The organism is Acinetobacter sp. ANC 4558 (assembly GCF_002135375.1).
GTDB lineage: Bacteria > Pseudomonadota > Gammaproteobacteria > Pseudomonadales > Moraxellaceae > Acinetobacter.
Genome location: NZ_NEGH01000005.1, coordinates 68,922 through 93,525, shown reverse-complemented (window position 1 = coordinate 93,525; position 24,604 = coordinate 68,922). Strand labels below are relative to the sequence as shown.

21 protein-coding genes and 2 pseudogenes are annotated in these 24,604 nt (G+C 33.8%); 17 read left to right on the top strand and 6 right to left on the bottom strand.

Annotated elements, in window-relative coordinates; genetic code table 11:
* Positions 1-6: 6 nt before the first annotated feature.
* The 6 genes from B9T31_RS07815 to B9T31_RS07790 all read left to right on the top strand — a co-directional run bounded on the left by B9T31_RS07815 (position 7) and on the right by B9T31_RS07790 (position 6,315).
* Complete coding sequence (locus B9T31_RS07815) at positions 7-1,143, top strand: acyl-CoA dehydrogenase family protein (RefSeq protein ID WP_086181397.1); 1,137 nt, start codon at positions 7-9, stop codon at positions 1,141-1,143.
* Between the two features lie 244 nt (positions 1,144-1,387).
* A complete protein-coding gene (locus B9T31_RS07810) occupies positions 1,388-3,031 on the top strand; it encodes an AMP-binding protein (protein WP_086181396.1) in 1,644 nt (547 codons plus the stop codon).
* 365 nt (positions 3,032-3,396) lie between these two features.
* The gene (locus tag B9T31_RS07805) at positions 3,397-4,149 is read left to right on the top strand and encodes a HesA/MoeB/ThiF family protein (protein ID WP_086181395.1); all 753 of its coding nucleotides are present in this window, start codon (positions 3,397-3,399) and stop codon (positions 4,147-4,149) included.
* A gap of 63 nt (positions 4,150-4,212) precedes the next feature.
* A complete protein-coding gene (locus B9T31_RS07800; protein ID WP_086181510.1) occupies positions 4,213-5,499 on the top strand; it encodes an ABC1 kinase family protein in 1,287 nt (428 codons plus the stop codon).
* Between the two features lie 50 nt (positions 5,500-5,549).
* Positions 5,550-5,930 (top strand): dihydroneopterin aldolase, encoded by a 381-nt coding sequence (gene folB, locus B9T31_RS07795; protein ID WP_086181394.1) that lies wholly within the window; start codon positions 5,550-5,552, stop codon positions 5,928-5,930.
* The gene (locus B9T31_RS07790; protein WP_086181393.1) at positions 5,887-6,315 is read left to right on the top strand and encodes a 2-amino-4-hydroxy-6-hydroxymethyldihydropteridine diphosphokinase; all 429 of its coding nucleotides are present in this window, start codon (positions 5,887-5,889) and stop codon (positions 6,313-6,315) included. The genes folB and B9T31_RS07790 overlap by 44 nt, the downstream gene beginning before the upstream one ends.
* 40 nt (positions 6,316-6,355) lie before the next feature.
* On the opposite strand, the gene B9T31_RS07785 is transcribed toward B9T31_RS07790, so the two are convergent.
* From B9T31_RS07785 to B9T31_RS07760, 6 genes and pseudogenes are all read right to left on the bottom strand, one after another.
* The gene (locus B9T31_RS07785) at positions 6,356-7,288 is read right to left on the bottom strand and encodes a M15 family metallopeptidase (protein ID WP_086181392.1); all 933 of its coding nucleotides are present in this window, start codon (positions 7,286-7,288) and stop codon (positions 6,356-6,358) included.
* A 44-nt stretch (positions 7,289-7,332) separates the two neighbouring features.
* Entirely contained in the window at positions 7,333-7,875 is a 543-nt protein-coding gene (locus B9T31_RS07780) for a hypothetical protein (RefSeq protein ID WP_139840903.1), read from the bottom strand.
* A gap of 12 nt (positions 7,876-7,887) precedes the next feature.
* Positions 7,888-8,691, bottom strand: coding sequence for a DotU family type IV/VI secretion system protein (locus B9T31_RS07775; RefSeq protein WP_086181390.1), 804 nt, complete (start codon positions 8,689-8,691; stop codon positions 7,888-7,890).
* Positions 8,692-8,703: 12 nt separating this feature from the next.
* A complete protein-coding gene (gene tssK, locus B9T31_RS07770) occupies positions 8,704-10,068 on the bottom strand; it encodes a type VI secretion system baseplate subunit TssK (RefSeq protein ID WP_086181389.1) in 1,365 nt (454 codons plus the stop codon).
* A 5-nt stretch (positions 10,069-10,073) separates the two neighbouring features.
* On the bottom strand, positions 10,074-11,189 hold the full coding sequence (gene tssA, locus B9T31_RS07765) for a type VI secretion system protein TssA (protein ID WP_086181388.1): 1,116 nt from the start codon (positions 11,187-11,189) through the stop codon (positions 10,074-10,076).
* Position 11,190: 1 nt separating this feature from the next.
* Positions 11,191-12,507: pseudogene (locus tag B9T31_RS07760) on the bottom strand (AAA family ATPase); the annotation flags it as partial.
* Here B9T31_RS07760 and B9T31_RS07755 point away from each other — a divergent pair.
* The 11 genes and pseudogenes from B9T31_RS07755 to B9T31_RS07705 form a co-directional block, all read left to right on the top strand.
* A pseudogene (locus B9T31_RS07755) lies at positions 12,507-12,797 on the top strand (Hcp family type VI secretion system effector); the annotation flags it as partial. The pseudogenes B9T31_RS07760 and B9T31_RS07755 overlap by 1 nt on opposite strands.
* 69 nt (positions 12,798-12,866) lie before the next feature.
* Positions 12,867-13,340, top strand: a complete 474-nt coding sequence (gene tssE / locus B9T31_RS07750) for a type VI secretion system baseplate subunit TssE (RefSeq protein WP_086181387.1) — start codon at positions 12,867-12,869, stop codon at positions 13,338-13,340.
* 15 nt (positions 13,341-13,355) lie between these two features.
* Positions 13,356-15,164 carry a type VI secretion system baseplate subunit TssF gene (tssF, locus tag B9T31_RS07745; RefSeq protein ID WP_086181386.1) on the top strand — a complete coding sequence of 603 codons (1,809 nt, stop codon included), beginning with the start codon at positions 13,356-13,358 and terminating at the stop codon, positions 15,162-15,164.
* On the top strand, positions 15,128-16,111 hold the full coding sequence (gene tssG / locus B9T31_RS07740; protein ID WP_086181385.1) for a type VI secretion system baseplate subunit TssG: 984 nt from the start codon (positions 15,128-15,130) through the stop codon (positions 16,109-16,111). The genes tssF and tssG overlap by 37 nt, the downstream gene beginning before the upstream one ends.
* Before the next feature lie 4 nt (positions 16,112-16,115).
* Positions 16,116-17,519, top strand: coding sequence for a hypothetical protein (locus B9T31_RS07735; protein ID WP_086181384.1), 1,404 nt, complete (start codon positions 16,116-16,118; stop codon positions 17,517-17,519).
* A gap of 24 nt (positions 17,520-17,543) precedes the next feature.
* On the top strand, positions 17,544-21,302 hold the full coding sequence (gene tssM / locus B9T31_RS07730) for a type VI secretion system membrane subunit TssM (RefSeq protein WP_086181383.1): 3,759 nt from the start codon (positions 17,544-17,546) through the stop codon (positions 21,300-21,302).
* 28 nt (positions 21,303-21,330) lie between these two features.
* Complete coding sequence (tagF, locus tag B9T31_RS07725; protein WP_086181382.1) at positions 21,331-22,293, top strand: type VI secretion system-associated protein TagF; 963 nt, start codon at positions 21,331-21,333, stop codon at positions 22,291-22,293.
* A gap of 77 nt (positions 22,294-22,370) precedes the next feature.
* Complete coding sequence (locus tag B9T31_RS07720; protein WP_228146009.1) at positions 22,371-23,063, top strand: OmpA family protein; 693 nt, start codon at positions 22,371-22,373, stop codon at positions 23,061-23,063.
* A gap of 16 nt (positions 23,064-23,079) precedes the next feature.
* On the top strand, positions 23,080-23,343 hold the full coding sequence (locus tag B9T31_RS07715) for a PAAR domain-containing protein (protein WP_086181380.1): 264 nt from the start codon (positions 23,080-23,082) through the stop codon (positions 23,341-23,343).
* Between the two features lie 207 nt (positions 23,344-23,550).
* On the top strand, positions 23,551-24,030 hold the full coding sequence (locus B9T31_RS07710) for a hypothetical protein (RefSeq protein WP_086181379.1): 480 nt from the start codon (positions 23,551-23,553) through the stop codon (positions 24,028-24,030).
* A gap of 91 nt (positions 24,031-24,121) precedes the next feature.
* Positions 24,122-24,583, top strand: a complete 462-nt coding sequence (locus B9T31_RS07705) for a hypothetical protein (RefSeq protein ID WP_086181378.1) — start codon at positions 24,122-24,124, stop codon at positions 24,581-24,583.
* The last annotated feature ends 21 nt before the right edge of the window (positions 24,584-24,604 follow it).

The window sequence follows — 24,604 nt, the reverse complement described above, 5'->3', positions numbered from 1 at the left end:
TATCGTATGATTTTAAATGAACAGCAAAAAATGATTCAAAACATGATGCGAGAATATTCGCAAAAAAAGCTTAAGCCGACAGCAGCTTATCGAGATAAAACGGCTTTATTTCCAACACAAGAATTAAAGGAGCTTGGTGAGTTAGGTACATTAGGCATGACGGTATCTGAAGAGTGGGATGGTGCAGGTTTAGATTATGTTTCATTGGTCTTAGCCCTGGAAGAAATTGCAGCAGGGGATGGTGCGATTTCAACCATTGTCAGTGTTCAAAATTCTTTGCCATGCGGCATTCTTCAACGATATGGATCAGAACAACAAAAACACCATTATTTAAGAAAGCTTGCGACTGGAGAATGGCTCGGGTGTTTTTGCTTAACAGAACCCCAAGTGGGGTCAGATGCAGCGGCAATTCAATGTAAGGCGGTAAAAGATGGAAATGAATGGGTACTGAATGGTACAAAGCAATTTGTAACCACAGGAAAACACGCGCAGATTGCATTGGTTTTTGCTGTGACAGATTCAACTGCGGGTAAAAAAGGGATTTCCTGTTTTCTTGTACCGACAGATACTCAGGGATATATCGTTTCACGGCTAGAAGAAAAAATGGGGCAACACTGTTCAGATACGGCGACCATAATGTTTGATGACTGTCGAATTCCATTAGACCACCTATTAGGTGAAGAAGGTGAAGGATATAAAATCGCATTGTCTAATTTAGAATCTGGACGTATCGGTATTGCATCTCAATCAGTCGGAATGGCACGTGCTGCTTTAGATGCTGCAATTGAATATGCTAATACGCGTAAAGCATTTGGAGTCGAAATTGTTCAACATCAGGCAGTTGCTTTTCGCTTGGCCGATATGGCGACACAGGTTGAAGCTGCAAGACAATTGGTTTTACATGCAGCAAGCTTAAAAGATGCAGGCATAGCCTGTTTAAAAGAAGCCTCTATGGCAAAGCTCTACGCCTCAACAATGGCAGAACGGGTGTGTTCAGATGCGATTCAAATTCATGGTGGTTATGGCTATGTTACCGATTTTCCAGTAGAAAGAATTTATCGGGATGTAAGGGTTAGTCAAATCTATGAAGGTGCATCAGATATTCAGCGTTTAGTGATTGCCAGAGAAATTACGAAAATTTAGTTAAATAAATGGCTAAATGATTTAGATGTTCAAAACCTACCATAAGATTGAGGTATTTGGAAATTGTGTAAGCAATCAAATCATGTTTATCTCATTTTATGGTTGATAAATAACGCATAGCGCAAAATTGATTGAAGATTTTTTAAAATATCATTATAAAACATGGTGATACTAATATAAAAGAAAAATGGATATGCGAAGTAGATCTTTACTTTGCTCATAAAAAGGATGAGGGAAAATTATCATGCAGACATTAGAACAGGCATATCAAAATTTTAACTTAGAGTCACTGATGAATGAACAATTAGTTGGTTCAAAACAAAATATAAATGCTTATATTGAATGTTGTGGTCGCTATGTAGGTCAACATCGTATTGCATTAAAATGGGAGGGGAAAAATGGCGAGTCAGCTGAATGGACTTTTGATGAATTGGCTGATAAATCAGCACAACTTGCACATTATTTTCAACAGCTTGGATTAAAAGCAGGGGATTGTATTGCAGGTTTATTGCCAAGAACGCCTGCACTACTGATTACGATTTTAGCGACATGGCGAATTGGCGCAGTTTATCAACCTTTATTTACAGCTTTTGAATCTAAATCAATAGAACACCGTATAGAAATAGCGAAGACACAATTAATTGTGACTCATCAGGAACAACGAGCAAAACTCAATGGCATTAAAATTCCACATATTTTAACTGTTCATCAGAATCAACCTCAGCAACAAGATGCTGACTTTTGGCAGGCTTTAGAACATCAATCAGTAGATTTCCCCCCAATATCGAGGACATTTAATGATGATTTTTTAATGATGTTTACTTCAGGAACAACGGGGCTTTCAAAGTCAGTGCCTGTTCCGCTGCGTGCCATTTTAGCATTTAAAGGATATATGACGCATGCGGTCGATTTGTGTGAACAAGATTCTTTTTGGAATTTGGCAGATCCTGGTTGGGCTTATGGATTATATTATGGTATCACTGGACCATTGAGTCTGGGTCATTGCATTATTATGGATGAACGACCATTTAGTGTTGATCATGCAATTGCGATCATTAAAAAATACAAAGTGAATAATTTAACAGGCTCACCAACAGCATTTAGAATGTTCTTTGGCTTTAAAGAAAAATTTGACGCAGCAATTAAAACACATTTACGTGTCGTGAGCAGTGCAGGAGAGCCACTTACACCAGAAGTGATTCATTGGTTTAATCAAGATTTAACCGTCAATATTTTTGATCAATATGGACAAACTGAACTCGGTATGGTGATTGCGAATCATCATGCTTTAGATCATCACAAAAAAGTAGGTTCTGCGGGTTATGCAATACCTGGACATCGTTTTGCGGTATTGAATCAAGATTATCAAGAAGTTGAACGAGGGGGAATTGGTATACTTGCAATTGATTGTGCGCAATCACCTTTATTTTGGTTTAAAGGGTATGACGGCCATAATCGAAAATCGTTTGTTGGGCAGTATTATTTGACAGGAGATACAGTCAAATTCAATGAATTTGGTGGTATTGATTTTATTGGTCGTGCAGATGATGTTATTACGACATCAGGATATCGTGTTGGACCATTTGATGTAGAAAGTACATTGCTTGAATGTAAAGAGGTCTTAGAGTCAGCAGTTGTCGGTAAACCAGATCCTGAAAGGACGGAAATTGTAAAAGCATTTGTAGTTTTAAAAGAGCAATATCCAGCGACAGATTTATTAATGAAACAACTTCAGGACTATGTCAAATCTCGTTTATCTAAACACGCTTATCCTAAAGAAATAGAGTTTGTTGAAGCATTACCGAAAACATCGAGTGGAAAAATTCAACGGAACTTACTGAAACAACAAGAAATTGCTAAAGCACAAGGGATACAAAAAGTGGGTTAATTAAATAATAGGTTGAATTTAAAAAGTACCTAAATAGAGGTACTTTTTACGTATTAATGGTCGTGAGCTAAACATGTAAAAATTTTAAGGTATGATATGACTTGATCAAGATGTGCTAAATTTTTTAAATTATCATTGTTCTCGAAGATTAAGTGCGCGATTAACTGCATCAAAATATCAGTTAAATTGACTTTGAGTAGATATTTGATGGGTTATGATCATTGTTTTACGATTTCTCGTTATACTGTACATTCTCAATGGCGAACTTCTCTGATTGCAGAAAGTAAGCTAAAATTTGATTCATGGATGATGAGTCGAAAATAAAGTCATAAATTGTGAGTTGTGGTTTGGACAGTGAATTAGAGATGAATTTGGAATTAAGTGATGCTGAAATGCATCTTTATTCTCGTCAAATTCTATTAGATGGTTGGGATATTGAAGCACAAGAAAAACTCAAACTGGCGAATATCTTAATTGTCGGTTGTGGTGGAATCGGCTGTACGGTTGCTGAACTTCTTGCAAGAGCAGGTGTTGGACAAATTAATTTAATCGATTCAGATACGATTGAAATGAGTAACTTGCAAAGACAAATTGCTTATACAACGTATGATATTGGTTTTTATAAAGCAGATATATTAAAGAAGCGTTTACAACAAATTAACCCATACATTCATGTCAATAGCTGTACTGAAAAATTAAATCGAGAGAATGCAAATGACTTAATCGCTGCCCAAGATTTAATATTAGATGGCTGTGATAATTTCGAAACACGTTATCTTGTGAATGAAATTTGTCAAAAATACTCAGTTCCACTGATTAGTGCATCTGCAATTGGCTTTCAGGGACAGTTATTCATGGTTGAAGGCAATTCAGCATGCTATGAATGTCTTTTTCCTAAAGAACAGCATGATAATGAAAGTCTTCGCTGTGCTGATTCTGGCGTTTTAGCAACAACACCTAATGTTATGGCAAGTTTGCAGGCACATCATGCACTTTTATATTTGGGCTTAGCCAAAACACCATTAAAGCAGAAACTACTGCTTTGGAATGGATTAACGATGATGCAAAAAGTTTTAAATTTTACGCATGATCAATCTTGCCAAGCGTGTCAACCTTGAAAGTATCTACAGCCGATGAAAAATTTGTTAAACTCTTAGAAACTGAATTGATTCAAATATATGATGAAAAATAATATCTGGTTAGATGGATTGCGTTCCGTTCGCCGTATGGGTGAAACCGCTGTTGTTGCTGCAAAAGCAGGCATCAAATATGCAACAGAAAAACCAAGTAATGCAAAATTAATGCGTGAAACTTTTGAAGATTTAGGCTCAACCTATATTAAATTAGGACAATTTATTGCCAGTACACCTTCACTATTTCCTCGTGAATTTGTTGAGGAGTTTCAAGGTTGTTTAGATCAAACCCCTAAATTACCATTTAGTTATATTCAGCAAGTTTTAGCTTCAGAATTTGAAGGCAGAGATTTAAATGAAATTTTTGCATCGATAGATGAAAATCCATTGGCTTCAGCTTCAATTGCGCAAGTTCATGCAGCAAAATTGGTCACGGGTGAAGATGTCGTGATTAAAGTGCAAAAACCAGGCGTAGAAACAATTTTATATACAGATTTAAATGTTTTACATTGGGCGACAAAACTACTAGAAAAAGCAGTGCCAAAAGTAAAATTTGCATCATTAGCTGATATTGTTGAAGAAATTAAAACACGTATGGTACGTGAAGTTGATTTCATTGAAGAAGCGAAAAATATTGATGATTTTATTAATTATTTAAATATTACTCACAATACCACAGCAATAGCGCCAAAGGTTTATCATCAATATTCAACACGTCGCGTTTTAACGATGCAACGTTTGCGTGGTGTACCACTGACAGATTTTGAAGTGGTTAAAAAAGTCACGAAAGATCCATCCCAAGTATTAATTACTGCCATGAATACATGGTTCGGTAGTTTAATGATGTGTGAAAGTTTCCATGCAGATTTACATGCCGGAAATTTAATGCTCTTGGATGATGGTCGTGTCGGGTTTATTGATTTTGGGATTGTTGGGCAGCTGAATGCTGAAGTCTGGACTGCCTCTATTGCATTTATGGATGCATTACAAAAAACTGATTTCCACGTAATGGCAGAAAATATGCTTAAAATGGGAATGACAGATAAACAAGTCGATACCCAAGTTTTAGCCAATGATTTAGAACGACTTTTTAGTAGTGTGTTGTTGGCAGATCCACAGCAAATTTTATCGTCTAATCCAGCAGATTTGAATGATATTATGATGGAAATGGTCGGTGTTGGTGAGCGTCATGGCATTCGTTTCCCACGAGACTTTGCTTTACTGTTTAAGCAAATGCTTTATTTTGATCGTTTTATGCGCATTCTTGCACCGTATACAGACATTTATGCAGACCAACGTTTGCAAATGATTCAAACTATGGATCCGAATATATGACTGAAAACATAGTTATATATTGATATTGAAAGCTTGTTTAGGATGGGATTATGGATTCAATTATCATTGAGGGGCTAAAAGTTGAAACAGTTGTCGGCTGTTTTAATTGGGAACGTCAGATTATTCAACCTTTAATGTTAGATTTAATTTTATCAACTCATCTTGAACAAGCTGCGAATTCTGATGAGTTAGCCGATACTATGAATTATGCCGAGATTTGTGATATATCGGCTCAAATCATTCAAAATGCACAACCAAAATTGATAGAGCATGCCGCTAAATTAGTCATTAATGCATTATTTTCTACATTTCCAGCTATTGAATCGATTATAATTACAATTCGTAAACCTGCTATTATCCCACAAGCAAATTCTGTAGGAATTCGTCTTGAACGCCACCGAAACGATTTTTGCACTCGCATTAGCGAGTAATTTTGAATCACAAGCTCATTTTGATCGCGCCTATCAGCTTATTCAGTCTTTAGGTGCAACGAAGTTTTCAAATATTTATTTAATTCCTTGCCGTGATGGCGTAGGCGCTGATTATTGGAATTCAGCATGTTTATTAAAAAGTGAATTAACGAAAGATGAAGTCATTAGATTACTAAAAGAAATTGAAGATCATTCAGGGAGAGTACGACCTTCCCATAAAATATCATTGGATATTGATCTGATTGCATGGGGAACTGATTTATCACAGATGCAATTTAATATTAAAAAAATGCCGTTAGCTCTAGATGTCCAAATTCCACTCAGTGAAATTTGGAAAGACTTAAGGTTGGAAACGGTTTCTCAGCATTATTACCCAGTGATTTAAATCAATTATCTATTGGTATATTGAGTTCTCATGTGATGCTTTAAACATCACCAGTTTCAGTTTCTGTCGTGAGTTGTTCAGCCATTTCACGCGTTTTTCTTAGACCTGGCATTCGATATTCGGTATGACCATAGTCCTGAATAGATTTCCAACGACCACCCCAAGTGAGCCCGACAGATTCAGCAACCTCACCATACAGCTGATATCCTTTCATCGCCCAAGGGTCGCGTTCAGAAATGACAACTTTACCATCTCGTTTAAAAGCAACGTCAGCGGCTAAACCAAATTGATGATAACTTTGGTAGGCTTTAGCTAAAGTCGTATTTTTATTACCAGATAAACGGTTTTGGCGTTCAGGACTGCGGTATCCTTCAAGCAAAACAAGCTCATAACCATGTCGTTCCTTCATGATTTTGAAGACCATGAGTAACCGTTGTTTATAGCGAGGGTTCATTTTATTCCATTTACGATCAATCATAGCGCGATCACTTTGTTGTAGCGCTTCTAGACTATGCTCTGAATGAGAAGGCAACGTAGAGTTATTTGCATTTTGTTGTTCTAGAATAATTGCAGAACTAATCGCTTCTTCAACTAACTTTTCATCTACCTCTGGGGGAGGTGTTAGCATTTCACCTTTGAGTAATGCATAAATTTGAGGGTCAGATTTTCGAAGGTAATTTGCTTCGATTTCAGTTGGACTAATTGGTCGTGTAAAAGAAAAAATGAGAATACTACTAAATAAAACTAAGCCTGCAATTAAAATCCACCATTGTTGTAAATGCCAGTGAGATTGTGTTTGGTCAATAGAGGATGATGTATTTATCTCATGTGCAAATTGTTTAGCTTTATACAATTTATCTTTATTAAAAATAGCATGAAATTTTTCCTGAATAGCATTTCTAAGTTCATATGAGCTTAGAAATACTAAAAGACTAATGAAAAATATAAAACTTAAGATAATAAAGATAATCATAAAATTATAGGTTCTTATTGGCGCATTGAGGTATAACAATTAACCTATTGCAAAACGGGCATGTCTAATTCAAGTAAAATGACCGCATCGATGGAATCTATTTTAAATGATTGATTTAATTTCGGTGGATCGGATGGGCTCTTCATCCCTTGTTTTGATGGAGCAACTTTAACAATCACAGGAATTTGGGTGTTTGTGGTTCGTTGTTGTGGGCGTTCGACCTGAATAGGTAGTTTTTTAGGTATTTTAACCTCGATCGCTGAGCCACGAGAAGCAGATGAAGTGATCGAAGACGAGATGTGCTCAGAACTCTCCTTACTAAAAAGCTGATCGAATGAACTAGAAGAATTTGTATTTTCAGATTTAAGCTCTACACCTTGTAAATCCTTAATACTCTCTTTGGCTTGTTGAACATGTTGCGATTCACTTTCCAAAGAGAAGGAATCGCGACTATCAAATCCAAGATAGTACAAGAATAAGCCACAAGAAAGTACAAGGCCAATAATGATGAGAATCAACAGGAAGCGATATCTTTTTCTTTTCCAAATAGGTTGATTCTTAAGAATTTTAATCGAATTCTGGCTCATAGGCATTTATTTTTAAGGTAAGTGAATTGTAATATTGGCTTGTTCTGTTGGTGCACTAATTATATTGGAATAATTTGCTAAAGATGATTTGGATTCATGTTTTAAGGACAGGCTTAATCCTATAAATGTTAATAAAGCAAATATAATTAGACATAAGAAAATCCAAACAAATGGTAGGTCACTATGTAAAACATTTTTAATTTTATCTGGTATTGTTGAAAAAGGTGAAAATGCAGATTTTTTACCTTTCAAATAATCAATTTCATCTCCAACTCGTGCCACCAGATGATTTAAAGATTCAATAGATTCCAAACGATATTTACCTTGGTAACCAAGTAATAAACAATAATGAAAGACTTCGAGTGACGCTAAATTCACTTTTCCTTTGCTGCGTAATTCTTCTAAGCTTTCAAAAAAACGATTTCCCGCCAGCTGAGAACCAAATAATGTTAATTGAAGTGGATTGAGTAACCATTTGTTTTGTAAGTCAAAAAATTTCTCATTACTTTGGATTGCAATCGTTTCATCAAGTAAGGCACAGTAAGCATATTTAGAATTTTTAATATCTTCAGGTGTAAAATGTAGTTTTTGTGCTTGATGCTCAAACCGGTTTAATAAATCGAGTATTTTTTCTCTAAAATTGCTTGAGTTCTGTGGTACATATTGATTTTTTAATAAGAAAACAATATAAAAACCATCATAAAGTAAATCAATAAGATTGGTGGTATTGGTAATTTTCGGATGAGCCGTCGCAGTATTATTACTACCAATTTGCCCATCATCAAATAGGGAGGGTGCTTTATTTGGTTGATTCATTATTTTTATTTCCTATCCATTAACAATTGCAATAAGTTCTAAACGGATATCTTTAAATCCTACAGGAATATAAATACAGATTGATTCAGAGTCGAGCATTGCTTGATAAAGTTCATGTTGTGCTTCAATTTCAAAATAACTCACACCAGAACGGACTGGTATTGCAGTTGGAACCTGAACAAGGTGATGTATTGAGATAGCAGGTAATGCCGCAACAACACGTTTTTCGACATCAACGGTGCTACCGACTTTAAATCTTAGAGGGACAATCGGGATTAATTCGTGAGTTGGCATTGAATCACTAGAAACGGCTAAGTATAGTCGTGATTCGCGGTTAATTTTATCGGTTTCAAGGCTTCCGACCCAGTAAGATGGACGAATTTCTTTGAGTGTAATGGTGATATATCGGCTAGAAATAATGGTATCTAGCAAATCTCGTAATATGTCATCTAAGGATTCAAACGAAGTTTGTAAATTGTGGTGATCATAACTTGGCAATTGATCAATTTCATAGGCTGTTGAAAAAGTAAGTAAAGATCCAGTTAAGCGTAATAATTCTGAGAATAATCGTTCAGGATGAATTTGAGCATGTTTAGAGAGATGATGTAACATGGCATGTGCTGTATTTAATGCATTGACAAGCCAGAAAGAAACAATATCTCCTGAACGAAATTCAATTAAATTTTGTTCATTTTCTCGATTGTTTTTTTGAATGGTTTTAATTTTTGCTTTAATAATATTAAGTGTGCGTTTTAAATTATGCGTTAATATTTCTGATGATTCAATGTGTAATAACGGCGGGATAAATTTGCGATCAAATTCAAACTGACCAGAACTTTGACGTTTCAGTTTGCCAATAGATAAATATAGAAAACCATCGAGTTCATGATTGGGTGTCTCATGTGGCTCTAAGAGTTTAAACTCCGCACGTCTTCTTAATAAGGTAATTTCTGCTGTTGTTGCATCGGTAAAAAGATCATGCGTCTCTACAAGATGGGCATGATAGCGGCTTGGTTGAGAGTTTTCCTCATGAGATACGTTCCATTTATTGGGTTGTAGAATAGGTAATGCTAAATACACCTGCATTTCATTACGTAAATTTAAGCTATCAAGTTGAACTGGTTCAGGAAGTAAATCTTGAGCAGGTGCAGAATAAATTTCACCATCTTGCCAAATCATTGTAATTTTTTCTAAAGCAAGAACATGTAAAGACAGCTGAGACTCATCAAAACGTAGATTTTGAACGCCATATGAATAAGGAACCATGGCACGAACAGTCTGATTTAAGTGCTGTTCATGGTAAGTATCTTGTATTTGAAAGTGTTGTGGACGAAGAAATAAGCCTTCACCCCATAAAATTTTCTCAGCTTTAAACATTGTTATTACCAGTTATTTGATTCATTAGGATCACGCTGTACGCCTAAAAGTTCTTGTATGTTTTCAAGTGGATTATCATTTTTAATGACTTGATTAAGCCATTCATGCAATGGCATCTGACTCCATTTGATTGTTTTTTCCAACATATAACTTACAGGGCTATGTGGTTCATTTTCTTTAAAATATTGTGATATTTGCTCCAAAACGATCAGTGCTTGTTCACGATTTTGAATATGATTTTGTGGTACTGCTTGAAAAGAATATGCATTGGATGTTGTTATCATTGGCGCCACTTCTTGTACATGAGCGTGTTCAAAAGATTGTTGTTGAGGTGCTAAAGTAGCCTCAGAAATATTATTTTGTTGTATAGTAGAATCTATTTTGTAGATTTTTTTAAGTGTGACGCGAATATCAGTGAGCAGTGAGTCTACATGAGCAAAACTGGGTGCCTCTATGCCCATTTGTGTATCTAATACTTGTTTGATTAAGTGCCAATATTCAAAAATATTTTCAAAATCTTGATAATTATTCACTTGAAATGCTTTACTTGTTGAAGCAATAGCATGTTCAAACTCTTCCATTAATTTTGCTTTATCAGTATGCTCAGAATCATCACCTGACTTACGTAACGCATTTTGTTGATATAAGCGTTTATTGTATTCTGCCAAGGTACAAAAAGGCTGAGATGTTGTGAGCGGAACTTGTTTAACTAATATAGGCAGTTGAGTAATTAATCCCTGTAATAACCCTAGACGTTGATCGAGATCATCATCTTCAATCATCGGGTGTACATCTGACCAATATTCTTTAAGAATATAATGTGAGAGTTCAAGTCCTTTTTCAATTCCTTCAAAACCATATAAATGAGCCCACGCCTCTGTAATCCATGTTAAAAGGCGAATATCTTTAGTACGGTTTTGGAGTAATTCAGTAGATTTTTTAGCAACAAAAGGCCAATCTGCTTGTTTAGGTTCAGTAACCCAATCACCTTGATCTAATAAAATATCATCTTGTGTTTTTGCCTGTTTAATTTCATGAAATTCATTAGAGAAAGATAAATCTTCTCCACATAAACTTTGTTCAGAAATAGGTTGCAAAAAATCTTTTACATCAAAATTCACGTTAAACCTCAATTTTCTTTGTTATTGGGGTATTTTTAGTTTTTTTCTTAACAACTTTTTTTGTTGGATCTAATTGGTAGATAATTTCTTCATCTTTAACATCAATAAAAATCAGTTGAGGTAATTTTTGTTGACTTAAAGCTAATAAAATTTCTGTTGCTAACGCTGGTAGAACAGTAGAGTTTAAAATGTTATCTACGTTTCTGGCACCACTATCGACCTCTGTACAGCGACTGAGTAATAATTCAATTAAGTCGTCACTATATTCAACTTTTGTATCATATTGTTTTTCTAGACGTGCTGTAATTTTATGCAATTTATGTTTAATAATACGCACAAGTAAATCATCATGTAAAGGGAAGAACGGTACAATCCGCATACGCCCTAGAAATGCAGGCTTAAACTGTTTATAGAGACTTGGTTTTAAAACCTCGATTAACTCTTCCGCAGAAGGCCATTCAGCAATAGGATGGTTTAAACAAGATTGCATAATGGCACTAGAGCCAGCATTCGAGGTCAACAATATTATGGTATTTTTAAAGTCAATAACACGTCCTTCACCATCTTCTAGCATGCCTTTGTCAAAGACTTGGTAAAATAATTCTTGAACATCACTGTGTGCTTTTTCAATTTCATCTAAAAGTACCACACTATAAGGGTTTCGACGAACTGCCTCAGTTAAAACTCCTCCTTGACCATAACCAACATAACCAGGAGGTGCTCCTTTTAGAGATGAAACCGTGTGCGCTTCTTGATATTCAGACATATTAATGGTGATTAAGTGAGATTCGCCACCATAGAGTTCATTGGCCAATGCATAGGCGGTTTCAGTTTTACCAACACCACTTGGTCCAACAAGCATAAAGACGCCTTGAGGTTTATTCGGATCTTCTAGTTTGGCCTTCGCAGTTTTTATACCTTGAACAAGTTGATGCAGCGCATAACTTTGTCCCATCACGCGTTGCTCAAGTTTTTCTTCTAAGCTTAAAATCTGTTGAATTTCATCTGACATCATTTTTCCAACAGGGATGCCAGTCCAGTCAGAAATAATTTCATTGATGATATGCGCATTGACTCGTTCAAAAACAAGAGGACTACGATTTTGAATATTTAAAAGTTCTTGGCGAAGTACATTAATTTTCTGATTAATTTCTTTTTGATGTTCTTGTTGGAGTAATTCTGCAATTTGTTTAACGAGATTTCGCTCTTTTTGCCATTGAACCTTTGTTATTTCAATTTCTTTTTCAATATCGGAAATTGTGGTTTTAAGTCCTTTAAGTCGTACATCATGAATCTGATTTTGTCGGTGTTCATCTTCAACTTTGGGAAGCTTGTTCAGCAGGTTATACCTTTGATGAAGTTCAAATCGATTATTATCGTGCAAATGGGGATAAACGAATCAAGTATTTGCAAATTAAATTAAAACATGTACTTGTTTCAAGTGTAACTCCAACTGTAAATGCTGAAGGTGTTCCAACGGAGTCTTTTGGTCTTAAATATGCTGCTGTAGAGTGGACATACAACCAACAAGATATTGATGGTACTGCGAAAGGTGCTGTTACTAAAAAATGGTCACTTTCGAATAACACAGCGTCTTACGCTGCGTAATCTAGATGTGATGTTTCAAATAGAGAGTGACTCCGTCATTCTCTATCTAATCATTATAAAGATATAAAAATGAATTTAGATCACTTATATCCCTATGGATTCAGGTCTACCTTATTTGATCGATTAACGCTCGAAAATGAACATCTGAGCGGATTATCAATTCTGGAGTTGAGAAATTCTGTCGCTCGTGATTTAGAAGAGCTGTTAAATACTCGACTGGCGAATTTAGATCATATTATCGATGAATATCCTTTGGTTAAAAGATCGATTGTACAATTTGGAATTATAGATTTTGTTGGCTTATCAACAGCAAACCCTTTAGATAGAGCAAAAATTTGTCAATCGATTGAACAATCAATTTCTGCACATGAACCTAGATTAAAGCAAGTAAAAGTAGAAATGTTGTTAGATGGACATAATATGGGAGCATTGTGTTTATCTATTCAGGCCTATTTGAATCTACATCCGTTATATGAGCCAGTTGTTTTTGATGCGTTGCTTAAGCCAGCAACACAACAATATATGATTACGGCTAGAACTTAAGTTTGGAGTATTTTAATGATTGAAGAACTTTTGCCATTTTATGAAAAACAATTACAAGAATTCGGAATTCAAGCTCGCGAATTTTCACAAAAGTATCCTAAAATTGCACAAAGATTATCACTCAATCAAGAACAAATTGATGATCCTCATATTGAACGTCTGATTCAATCATTTTCACTCATTGCAGCGAAAATTGATAAAAAACTAGCTGATAGTTACGATATTTTTACTCGAGCAATATTCGAGGTGATGTTTCCTCAATATTTAAAACATTTTCCCTCCTGTACGGTGGTTAGTTTTGAAGATATTAATAAACAAAAACAGCTGGTTAATAAACATAATATTCCTAAAGAAACGTATTTAAAATCTAGAAGTTTTAAAGGTGTGCAATGCATATTTAAAACCAGTACAGATGTTGATCTTTTACCCATTCAGCTGAAAGATGTTAGTTTTAAAACCAATCCTAGTTCATTAATGCATTTAAATAAAAATGCAACCTTAAGTTTTAAATTTGAGATTTTTAATGCTGCTCAGACATGGATGCAACATGAAAAACTGACTATATATTTAGATGCAATTGCCAATTTTCCATTACAGGTATTAGACGGAATATTCAAAGCAGATAGCAGTTTTAGTTTTGTACAAAATAACTTTAGTTCGGAAATTAAAAATCCATTTACTGTGAAAGGATTTGCTGAGTCAGAAGCATTGTTACCGATTGATCAACATACCCATCATGCTTATAGATTGTTGCTTGAGTATTTTTGCTTTCCAGAGAAATTTAATTATTTAGATTTGAATTTGAGTTTTCTAAAACAGCTAAAAGAAGATCAAACAGAATTTGAAATACAAATCCATTTGAAATTAAATTTAAATGATCAGTCTATTATCAGAAATTACTCAGAATTAAATACGGCTAACTTTAAATTGTTTACAACACCAGTGGTTAACTTATTTGAAAAGAAAGCTGAACCTCAAAAAATTAATCATAAGCAATTAGAGTATCCACTGATTACAGATACACATCATCCTGAATTTTACCAAGTCTATTCAATTACAAATATGCATATGATTCGCGAAAAAAGTGAAGATAATCAAGTGTCTTACCCTGTGGTTCCTTTTTTTGCAATGAGTCATTATTATGGTGAAAATGTAAAATTCTTTTATGCTTTAAATCCAATTTTATATCAGAGTAAATATACCGATACTGGCTATAGCATTATTTCTAAAAACTTAGAGCCACATCAATTAAAATCTGATTTTATAAGTACAACATTGCAATGCTCGAATGGTGATTTACCACATGAAGCATTAAGTATTACTAATAATATATTAAGTTTAAATGATACCACTATCGCACGGCGTGCTTTAGTCCTTAAAAGACCAACTATTCCAGCATTTTTTGAACAAAATAAGAAAGAGCAATGGCGTATTATTTCTCATTTATCTTTAAATACTTTAGCTTTAATGAATGATAATGCGATTAGTCATATTAAGGAGTTATTAGAGCTTTATAATATAACAAAAATTAAAGAAAACCATTTGGTTATCGACTCTATAAAGAAAGTGGATTTTAGTTTGACTCATAAAATGGTGGAAGCTAAGCCATTTCCACTTTTTGTTCGAGGCATTAAAGTCATTGTACGAATTAATTCACAGGTATTTAGAGGACATAGTTTATATATTTATAGCATGCTTTTAAGCCATGTTTTTAATTTAAAAGTTCAGATGAATAGTTTTGTTGATGTTTCTATTATCGATTCTCAAACAGATCAGGAGGTTTACCAATGCGTGCAGAACGTTGGTGGAAAGAAGCTTCTGTAATTGATGATTTATCAAAGCATCCTCAAAACTATGAGTTTATTCAATCAGTTCGATTACTTAGGCATTCACCCTATATTCAAAGTAAAACTAAATGGGATGAAGGGTTTCTATTTGAAAGTTCTTTTCATCTGAATTTTCCATTAGCTGAAATTGAAGCTTTAGAAATTGAGGACTCTAGAATATCGATTACAAATTTGATTTCTGGTTTAACAGGAATTCAAGGGGCTTTACCTTATACATATACAAATAAGGTCCGCTTATTATCTCGCAAACAGAAAGTTGAGATTAAAGATTTTATTAATTTATTTAATCATAAATTAGTGTCGCAATATGTTGAGGCCAGCTTGAGTTATAACTTGCCAGTATTGTATGAAGTGAATGATGATAATCATTATTTAAAATTTTTACATGCATTGAATGGCTATATTTCAGAGCATCATCAAGAACATGATATCGATGATTACTTTGCAGAATTTGCAGGTTTAATGCAAGGGCAAAATAATAATACACATGCAGTATCTACCGTTTTAAATTGTATATTCAAACCTAAAATTGAGATCGAAGAATTTGTTGAAGAGAAATTTAAACTGGAAGAATCACAACAAACTCAATTAGGAAATGGACATTCATCGCTTGGTATGAATACATTTTGCGGAACATTTGTAAGGCAAATAAATGGAAAAATAGTCTTAAAAATAGGACCTCTAACGAAACAACAATATTTTGATTTTCTACCCATGAACAAATCGAGTAATAAATTAAAACGGATTTTACAACAGTGGTGTGATCCAACGTTAGCCATTGATATTTCATTAGTTTTGGATAAGTCAGAAATTGAGGCTTGTCAGTTAGGTTCGAATGCAACAATGGGATTAGCACAGGGCGCATTTCTCTTGCCTAAATATAAAGTAGACAACGATGAAACTCGTTACACATTAATTGGATAAAAAAATGCTAAAAGTAACGCTTGGTACATTGACTACAATTTTCGGTATTGTCGCCTTAATTGTTATATTTTATTGGCGTGATATTGGATTTGAGCCTTCATCAAAAGATTTAATGATTTTTTTTGTAGCACTTCCTGTTTTATTAACAATTTGTATTTTATCACCCCTATATATTATGAAATGGCTTGAATTTCGAAAAGCCAAAACAGAAAAAGAAAATCAAAAGATTGAAGAAAATGGTGTTGACGATTTAGCACATCAAAATATCGAACCGATGTGTATTCAACTGAAACTTTATTCGAATTATTGTTTGAATGCTTTTGGTGAAGGTCAAGAAATAAAAAGTGCAATACAAACGTTTTCCGGACCTGATTTGGATGAAAAATTGACCAATTTATATGGTTTGCCTTTAGTTTCATATCGAATTAAAGATTTAGATGTTTCACAAATAGATCAAGAAGATAATCATTCTGAACTACAACTTCGTTTAATGACTTTAATTAAAGGGCAGTTTGAGCATTATCATTTAGAAATTCAAACACTCATTGAACATATTAAAAAATCCACATTATTTTATGATCAACAATTGGCTTATGAATATAAAATTCATCCAGCATGGATAAATACAGATGTACAAGACATCGGAACAGATGTGCTGATGGATGTACCTGAACAAGTCAGTAAACTTTCATATTTCAATATTCATATTATTTTGGCTGACTCATTTGTTCATAGCTTTGATGAAAAAATGAGTACAAGCTTAATAGAGGAAGAACTGTTTAATTTAGGATTAATCAAACAACAAGTCCGAATATATTTTCACTATTGGGATCAAGGAACATCATATAAAAATTGGGTAAACTTACTTAAAACAATAGCAGAGATAGATGATGAGATTACATGCTGTATTGCGATAGATTCAGAGATTAATCAAGATATTATAAATGAAAAAAGCGCGATTAGAGAAAATTATATACCTGCAGAATTTGCCAGTAGTTGTCTAATTTCATCTACAGATTTAGAGGTTGAAAATCTATTTGCTGAAAAAAGTATTTACATAATAGAAAATGAAAATAACTTAACAAATAGTTTAAAAACTCTTAAACTGGAAGAGTCACTACAATATGCAAATGATCAACCCTTTGTCATCATTTTAGATTCGATTGATGGGGCAAAAATTTCAAAACAAATAAATCAATTTTTTTTAAATAGTCCAATAGAACCTCAGCATTTATTACTGGTTAGGCAAAGTTTAGGACATACCCAGACATTAGTGAATATTTGGGGAACCATGTTGGGTATGCAAATTTCTGAACAAGAATTTAATCTGGTATATACGACAAAATATAAACAAATACAAGTATTTATACTGTCTAATGAGCTCAATAGCACTTTAGAAATAAGTTGAAAAATTTAGAACTATGGAATAATAATGTACACGATTTTAAGCTATCTTTGGCAATATGTGACAAATCCTAAAGCAATTATTGCTTTATCATTATTTGTTGCATTGATATCAACCTATAATGTAATTCCCCGACAAATATTTTGGGGGCTGTTAGTTGCCTATATTTTGGGCTTAATTTGTTATGGTCTTTATTGGCTCATTCAACGTAAAAAGCATGTTGAAAATGCGGAAGCACTTGAAGAGGGAATTGAAAAAACAGCGTTAATTTCCGACAAAGGTGAAAGTAAAAATAAAGAAGAACTGCAATTGATTAATCAACAAATGAAGGAATCAATTCAGTTAATTAAAAAATCAAAACTTGGAAGTAGAAAAGGGAATGCAGCACTTTATGAATTACCGTGGTATATGGTTATTGGTAATCCTGCTGCAGGGAAAAGTTCAGCAATTTATAATTCAGGTCTAAATTTTCCTTTTGAAGATACACATCAAAAAGTAATTTCTGCTGGGGTGAGTGGAACAAGAAACTGCGATTGGTTTTTCTCTACGGAAGGTATTTTATTAGATACGGCAGGTCGTTATTCTGTTTATGAACATGATCACGAAGAATGGTTAAGTTTTTTAGGCTTACTCAAAAAGAGTCGATCAAAGGCGCCAGTGAATGGTGTGATTTTAGTTGTTAATATTGCTGAGTTGGTGAGTCAAAGTCCTGAAAACTCATTAAAGTTAGCTAAAAATTTACGTGCACGTATTCAGGATTTAACGGAAAGGCTTGAAGTTTTTGCTCCCGTTTATCTTATTTTCACCAAAATGGATTTAATTGCTGGGTTTACTGAATTTTTTGATTATTACGAGCAAGATGAGTTTGATCAAGTTTGGGGAGCAACACTACCTTATAATCCAGAATCATCACAAAAGGCAATTGAGTTATTTGAAGATCATTATAACGTTCTGTATGACGGCTTAAAAAGTGTGAGTACAACGCATTTAAGTCGTCGTCATGCACAAAATATATCACCCAGTGTTATGACATTTCCGTTAGAGTTCAAAACATTAAAGCCAATTTTAAAGTCTTTTATTGGTGCTCTATTTGAGGAAAATCCATATCAGTTTAAACCTGTTTTCCGAGGGTTTTATTTTACGAGTGCGCTACAAGAAGGCACAATAGAAAGCCCAATGACTGAATTATTAGCACAAGAGTTTGAACTTGCTAAAGAAAATTCAGAAGCTAATGTGAGTAAACAAACTGGGCAAAATCATGGATATTTTTTAAAAGGGCTTTTTTCAGATGTTATTTTAAAAGATCGAAATTTAGTTAAACAGCACATTAATCCTGCAAATAAGCGGAAACGATTTTTAGCATTCATTGCCTCTTTAATGGCTGTGTCGATTATTTTAGGTGGATGGCTATGGTCGTATCGCAATAATCAACAATTAATCACAGATGTACAAGCAGATTTAAATAAAGTTGTACAAATGGAGAGCCAATCACAAGATTTGACCAGTCAGCTTGAAGCATTAATGATTTTACAAAATCGCTTACAGCAATTAGAGGCGTTGGATCATCAACATTTTTTAAAGTTTGGTTTAGGTTTGTATCAAGGCGATATGCTTTATGAAAAGCTCAAGGCGGAGTATTTAAGTGGTGTTAAACAGATTATTTTAATACCAGCACAACATGAAATGTCATCATTTTTGCAAGCTGTTCAGCAAAACTCAGAGAAATTGAAAGAAAATCATAGTCAGGTTGAGATCAAACAAGTTTCTATGACTCAGCAATATGCAGCTCCTTCGGATTCTAATCCACAAGATGCATATAATGCGTTAAAAGCATATTTAATGTTAACTAATCCTCAATATCGTGAATCAAGTCATTTGGCAGATCAAATTACTCGTTTTTGGCGTTCAAATTTAGATGCATCAAATACTGATAATATCGCAAAAGCTGAGCAAATATTGACATATTCGATGAGTTTTGCGAATGATAAAGCTTTTCCAATTTTAGATTCAGACTCACAATTGGTCGATCAAGCACGTCAAGTTTTGCTCTCAGTTGTACGTGGAATGCCTGCGCGTGATCGGGTTTATAATGAAATTAAAATGCGCGCTTCTGTACGCTATCCAGCATTAACAGTCGCTCAAATTGTGGGTGAAAAAGATAAAAATATTATATTAGGTGGTCATGCTGTACCAGGAATGTTTACTCAACAAGCTTGGGATGAATATGTAAAAAAAGCAATTGAGGATGCTGCAGATAACCCAACAGATACCAAAGACTGGGTTTTAAATAGTCGTCAATCGGATGATTTGACCTTTAGTGGTAGCCCAGATCAAATTCGTAAGCAGTTAATTCAAGTGTATAAACAAGACTATATTAAAGAGTGGAAACAGTTTTTAAATAGTATTCATTATGCAAAAGGTACGGATTTTAATAATCAAGTCAAAATAATAGATGTTTTAGGCGATACACAAAGCTCACCTATTTGGACGTTAATAGAGAGAATTGCTAAGGAAACGAATTGGGATGATCCTGTTGTTCAAGCAGAATTAGCTGTTCCACAAAAAGGTTTTATTGCTTGGTTTAAGCGTAAAGTTTTAAGACAAGGTGTTGAAACAAGTATTAAAAATGCTGCTGCACAAGGTCAGGGTACATTAGCTAAACAATTTCAAGTTTTTTACCAGCTAGTGCGTAAACGTGATGATTTACAAGATAAATCATTATTGGATGAATATTTAGAAAACTTAGCAGCAGTCAGAAGTAAGTTAGGTGAACTGAAAAATTCAGGTGATATTGGTCCGAGTGCAATGGCTTTAGTTAAATTAACTCTTAACGAACAAACATCTGTATTTAACCAAACAGATAAAGTCGTTAATGAAAAGCTTTCTTCGGGTTTAAATGATTCTGATCGTCAGACCATACAGAAATTACTTGTAAGTCCTGTACTAACGACTTTTAATAGCCTTATTGCACCAACGCAAGATGAATTAAATAAATTATGGATGACACAAGCATACCAACCATTTAGTCAAACTTTGGCAAGCAAATATCCATTTACTTCATCTGCTTCTATTCAAGCGACAAGTACAGATATTGGTCAAATTTTTGGAGAGAGTGGAAGTATTGCAAGATATGTAAAAGAGACTTTGGATCCATTTATTATTCGTCGAGGGTATATTTTAACATCTAAAACTTGGAAAGATTTAGGTGTTAGTTTAAATCCGCAGTTTGCAATGAATTTCCAAACTTATGTTGCTCCATTAAATGGTGTAGCGACAGGTTCATTAGACCAACCAAGCCAGCCATCTGCAGCGAGTCAATCTAACTTTCAGTTTTATCCAATTGAAAACCCTCAATTAGTTGCTTATATCATTGATATTGATGGTCAACGTATGAACTATGAAAATGGCGTACAACAATGGGTTAACTTTATTTGGCCTAATCCACAAGCAATACCAGGTGCAAGAATTACAGTGATTGATCGTCAAGGTGAGACACACACAATTTTTGATGCGCCAGGTGAATATGGTATTAATCGTTTAATTAATTCTGCAACTCGAACTGATCTTGGTAATGGTATTTTTGAAATGAAATGGATTAGCCAGCAAGATTCGAATCTTTATATTAACGTTAAATTTCGTTTAATTAGTGGAAGTTCTGGTGGTTCTCGTGGTGCAAATTTTGAAGGATTAAAATTGGTTGATCAGGTTGCAACAGCAAATTCGAATGTACGAATTGTTGCAGCGGAAAAGACAACCAATCAAACAAATTTGGGGACTGCAAAATGATGATGAATATAGTTGGTCGGAGGATGACATGGACTTGCTAAAAGCATTTTCATTTTATTATGGGAAAATTCCTTGTCATGGTGATTTTTTAAAATCCAAAGGACAATCGGCATTAATTCAACTCTTTGATCAGTGGATTTCTGAAGCATTAGAACAAGCTATGAAGTCTTCAGATTTTCAGAACAAATATTTAACGTGCCCAACTTTTGATTTTTTTATTACAAACCCACAAGAGCCTATGTTTGTCGTTGCAAATTTAATTGCAAGTAAGGATTATTCAGATCGCTGCTTTCCTATGCTGTTGGGATATGTATTGGAGATTGATAAACCTGAAGCGAATTTATTATTTGCACCATTTCGTTATAAATCGATATTAATCAATCTATTGTTGAAAAATAAGGCAGTATATCAACTTTCCAACACAGAGCAATTACTGAAAAATTTAGATGAATTAAAAACAGAATTAGAAGTGCCATCCTTAATTGAAAGCAAAGCGATTTTTGATAACCACACAATGTATTCTTTTGCGAAATTAATGGATATTCCACTTTATGAATTAGCGCGAAGTATTATAGGACTTGGTCTCTTATTACAACCTATTTCAGAAAAAGGAGTCCAGCAGCTTAATAAGGTTTTAACCATTCCGATGAGTGAACGGTTTAGAAGTGAAATTGCTGCTTTTTGGGTAAATTTAATCGGAAGTTTTTTATCTAAACATCATGTCGAAGTTCTTTTTGGAATTATTCATAGCCAAAAACCAATGCTGGTTTTTGGCTTTCAAGGTGCGGCCATTCAGACTTTGAGTGATATTTTTTTACAAGATTATGAAAATAGTCACTGGGTGCAATTAATTAATTCTCAGTGGGTAGATGAATATGTACAAGAAAATGCAAGTTTAGCTTGGTTAGAGCAAACCCTATGTGAACGCCAGTTGAGTTTAAATCATGGCATACGTTTATTTAGACAATATTTTATAGATGGTTCATTATGAAAAAAAATATTAAAAATTTTGATGGTATTGTGAAAATAGTCTCGTTTTTAATAGGTTGCTCATTTGTAACTTATAGTATGGCGGCTCCAATTGTTATAGAAGGTTCTGTTCCAGATCAAGCTACAAAACAACAAATTTTAGATAAAATGAAAGCAACATATGGAGAAGATCAGGTCATTGATAAAATACAGATTAAATCTGTTGTAATGCCTAAAGGGTGGGTTGAATCTGTAACAAAGTCAATTTCACCAGACTTAAAAAAAGTTTCACAAGGTAAACTGTCAGTTCAAGGGACACAAGTTAAATTAACAGGAAAAGTAAGTAATGATACAGATAAGCTGAGTACTGAAGCTGCGATTAAAAATAGTATTCAAACACCATATCGTTTCACATCTAATCTTTCACTCAATTTAGCAGAACAAAAAATACTTGATGATGCTTTGAAGAACCGAATTATAGAGTTTGAATCTGGTAGCTCAATTTTAACGACAACAGGTCAGAATATCTTAAATGAAATGGCTATTGCTTTAAATAAAGTGAAAGGCAAAAACATTAAAATTATTGGGCATACAGATAGTTCTGGTGATCCACAAAAAAATATTATCTTAAGTCAAGCGAGGGCTGAAGCAGTTAAGCAATATCTCATTTTTAAACAGATTTCAGCAGATTTTTTGTCTACGCAGGGGCAAGGATCGCAAAATCCAGTTGCTGATAACTCTACAGCAGATGGACGTAAAAAAAATCGACGTATTGAATTTGAAGTATTGTAATAAGGAGAATAGTAAAATGACTACACCATATATAACGATTGGTTGTCCAACAACAGGCGGTGGTACTGTTATAACAGGTAATAGTTCTTTTCTTATTCATGGCATTGCAGTCGCGTGTGTGGGGGATAAGGCAACTTGTCCATTACATAAAACTGTTGCATTTATTGTAAGTGGGGATCCGAATGTTCAAGTGATAGGGAAGTCTATTGCGCGAGTAAATGATACTTTGTCTTGTGGTTGTAAATTATTAGCAATGCAGACACTGGTTGTACGTGGATAAATAAAAATGACTTGATATTATGGTGCTGAATTGAACAGGTATGAATTATTATTTTAAGTCATTGATCAGCAATATTTTTTCATTGGATTATATACAATGAAAATAATTTTTAATGATAGAAATATTGTTTGTTTCGTTGCTCAAGAGTAATCTATGTATGTATTTTTATAATAAAGCTGAAAATTAAAATTAAAAAGTGAGTTATAAATGAAATTTTATTTGTTATTAATTGTGCTCTTAAATTTATCAACTTTAAGTTTTGCACAAAAAGCATTAGATATTCAGCAAGCTGAGCTTGTTGGTAAATGGCAATGTAACGTTCATTATAAGGATGATGATGATTTTGAATTTCATGATCAATTTACAGAAATTTTTCATACAAATGGGATTGTTTCGACGGTTGGATTAGTCAAATATAAAGATGGTGTGGCGCAAGCAAATGTTAAATATGAATATGAGTCTAAATGGAAGTTACAACAACTAAAATTAATGTTTAACCAGTTTATGACGAAAAATTATGAAATAGATAATAAAGAGTTTGAACAGAAATATGAAATAAATACACTTTTTTCACCGAATCGAGAAGATATTGAAGTTGCAAAGGTTACACAACTTAATAAGGAAAAATTAGTATATGTGTATGAAAGTGACAGTGATGAATATACAGTCCATTGTGATAAAAATTAAAGAATATAATAATCTGTAATAGAAAGTGAAATAAAAGCAATAAGATTTAGAAAATTAAAAATATTTGTTAAGTATTGATTGGGGGAAATTAATGAAACTTAAAGTAGCACTGTTGTCTTTAGTTTGTGGAACATCATGTTTTGCGAGCGTAGAAATTATGAATGAACAAATGTTAGTTGGAACATGGTCATGTTCTAGTTCATTTTTCATGGGAAATTTACAGGTTACTGAACTATCAGAAACAACATTAAATGATAACGGGACTTCTATACAGAAAGGTATTACATATTATAAGGCTAGTGACGGAGAAGCTACGCTTAAATATGATGTCGCGTCTGAATGGACAATGTTGGGAAATAAAATCAAATTTAGTAAGCTGAAAATTAATAATTACTCAATAAGTAATCATCATTTTGATCAAACGTATCAAATTAGCTCTACATTATTAAGTTTAGGAAATAAAATCAATAGTTATACAATCTTAAAGTTCAACAATCGTGAGCTAATTATTAAACCGGATGATTATGATTTAAAAGAAACTTGTCAAAGATAAAGATGTAATTTGAAAGATCTA

Bases quoted from the DNA above. Each gene is read 5' to 3' on its own strand.
- B9T31_RS07815 (WP_086181397.1), top strand. From the start codon at position 7: ATGATTTTAAATGAACAGCAAAAAATGATTCAAAACATGATGCGAGAA.
- B9T31_RS07810 (WP_086181396.1), top strand. From the start codon at position 1,388: ATGCAGACATTAGAACAGGCATATCAAAATTTTAACTTAGAGTCACTG.
- B9T31_RS07805 (WP_086181395.1), top strand. From the start codon at position 3,397: ATGAATTTGGAATTAAGTGATGCTGAAATGCATCTTTATTCTCGTCAA.
- B9T31_RS07800 (WP_086181510.1), top strand. From the start codon at position 4,213: ATGAAAAATAATATCTGGTTAGATGGATTGCGTTCCGTTCGCCGTATG.
- folB (WP_086181394.1), top strand. From the start codon at position 5,550: ATGGATTCAATTATCATTGAGGGGCTAAAAGTTGAAACAGTTGTCGGC.
- B9T31_RS07785 (WP_086181392.1), bottom strand. From the start codon at position 7,288: ATGATTATCTTTATTATCTTAAGTTTTATATTTTTCATTAGTCTTTTA.
- B9T31_RS07780 (WP_139840903.1), bottom strand. From the start codon at position 7,875: ATGAGCCAGAATTCGATTAAAATTCTTAAGAATCAACCTATTTGGAAA.
- B9T31_RS07775 (WP_086181390.1), bottom strand. From the start codon at position 8,691: ATGAATCAACCAAATAAAGCACCCTCCCTATTTGATGATGGGCAAATT.
- tssK (WP_086181389.1), bottom strand. From the start codon at position 10,068: ATGTTTAAAGCTGAGAAAATTTTATGGGGTGAAGGCTTATTTCTTCGT.
- tssE (WP_086181387.1), top strand. From the start codon at position 12,867: ATGAATTTAGATCACTTATATCCCTATGGATTCAGGTCTACCTTATTT.
- tssF (WP_086181386.1), top strand. From the start codon at position 13,356: ATGATTGAAGAACTTTTGCCATTTTATGAAAAACAATTACAAGAATTC.
- tssG (WP_086181385.1), top strand. From the start codon at position 15,128: ATGCGTGCAGAACGTTGGTGGAAAGAAGCTTCTGTAATTGATGATTTA.
- B9T31_RS07735 (WP_086181384.1), top strand. From the start codon at position 16,116: ATGCTAAAAGTAACGCTTGGTACATTGACTACAATTTTCGGTATTGTC.
- tssM (WP_086181383.1), top strand. From the start codon at position 17,544: ATGTACACGATTTTAAGCTATCTTTGGCAATATGTGACAAATCCTAAA.
- tagF (WP_086181382.1), top strand. From the start codon at position 21,331: ATGGACTTGCTAAAAGCATTTTCATTTTATTATGGGAAAATTCCTTGT.
- B9T31_RS07720 (WP_228146009.1), top strand. From the start codon at position 22,371: ATGGCGGCTCCAATTGTTATAGAAGGTTCTGTTCCAGATCAAGCTACA.
- B9T31_RS07715 (WP_086181380.1), top strand. From the start codon at position 23,080: ATGACTACACCATATATAACGATTGGTTGTCCAACAACAGGCGGTGGT.
- B9T31_RS07710 (WP_086181379.1), top strand. From the start codon at position 23,551: ATGAAATTTTATTTGTTATTAATTGTGCTCTTAAATTTATCAACTTTA.
- B9T31_RS07705 (WP_086181378.1), top strand. From the start codon at position 24,122: ATGAAACTTAAAGTAGCACTGTTGTCTTTAGTTTGTGGAACATCATGT.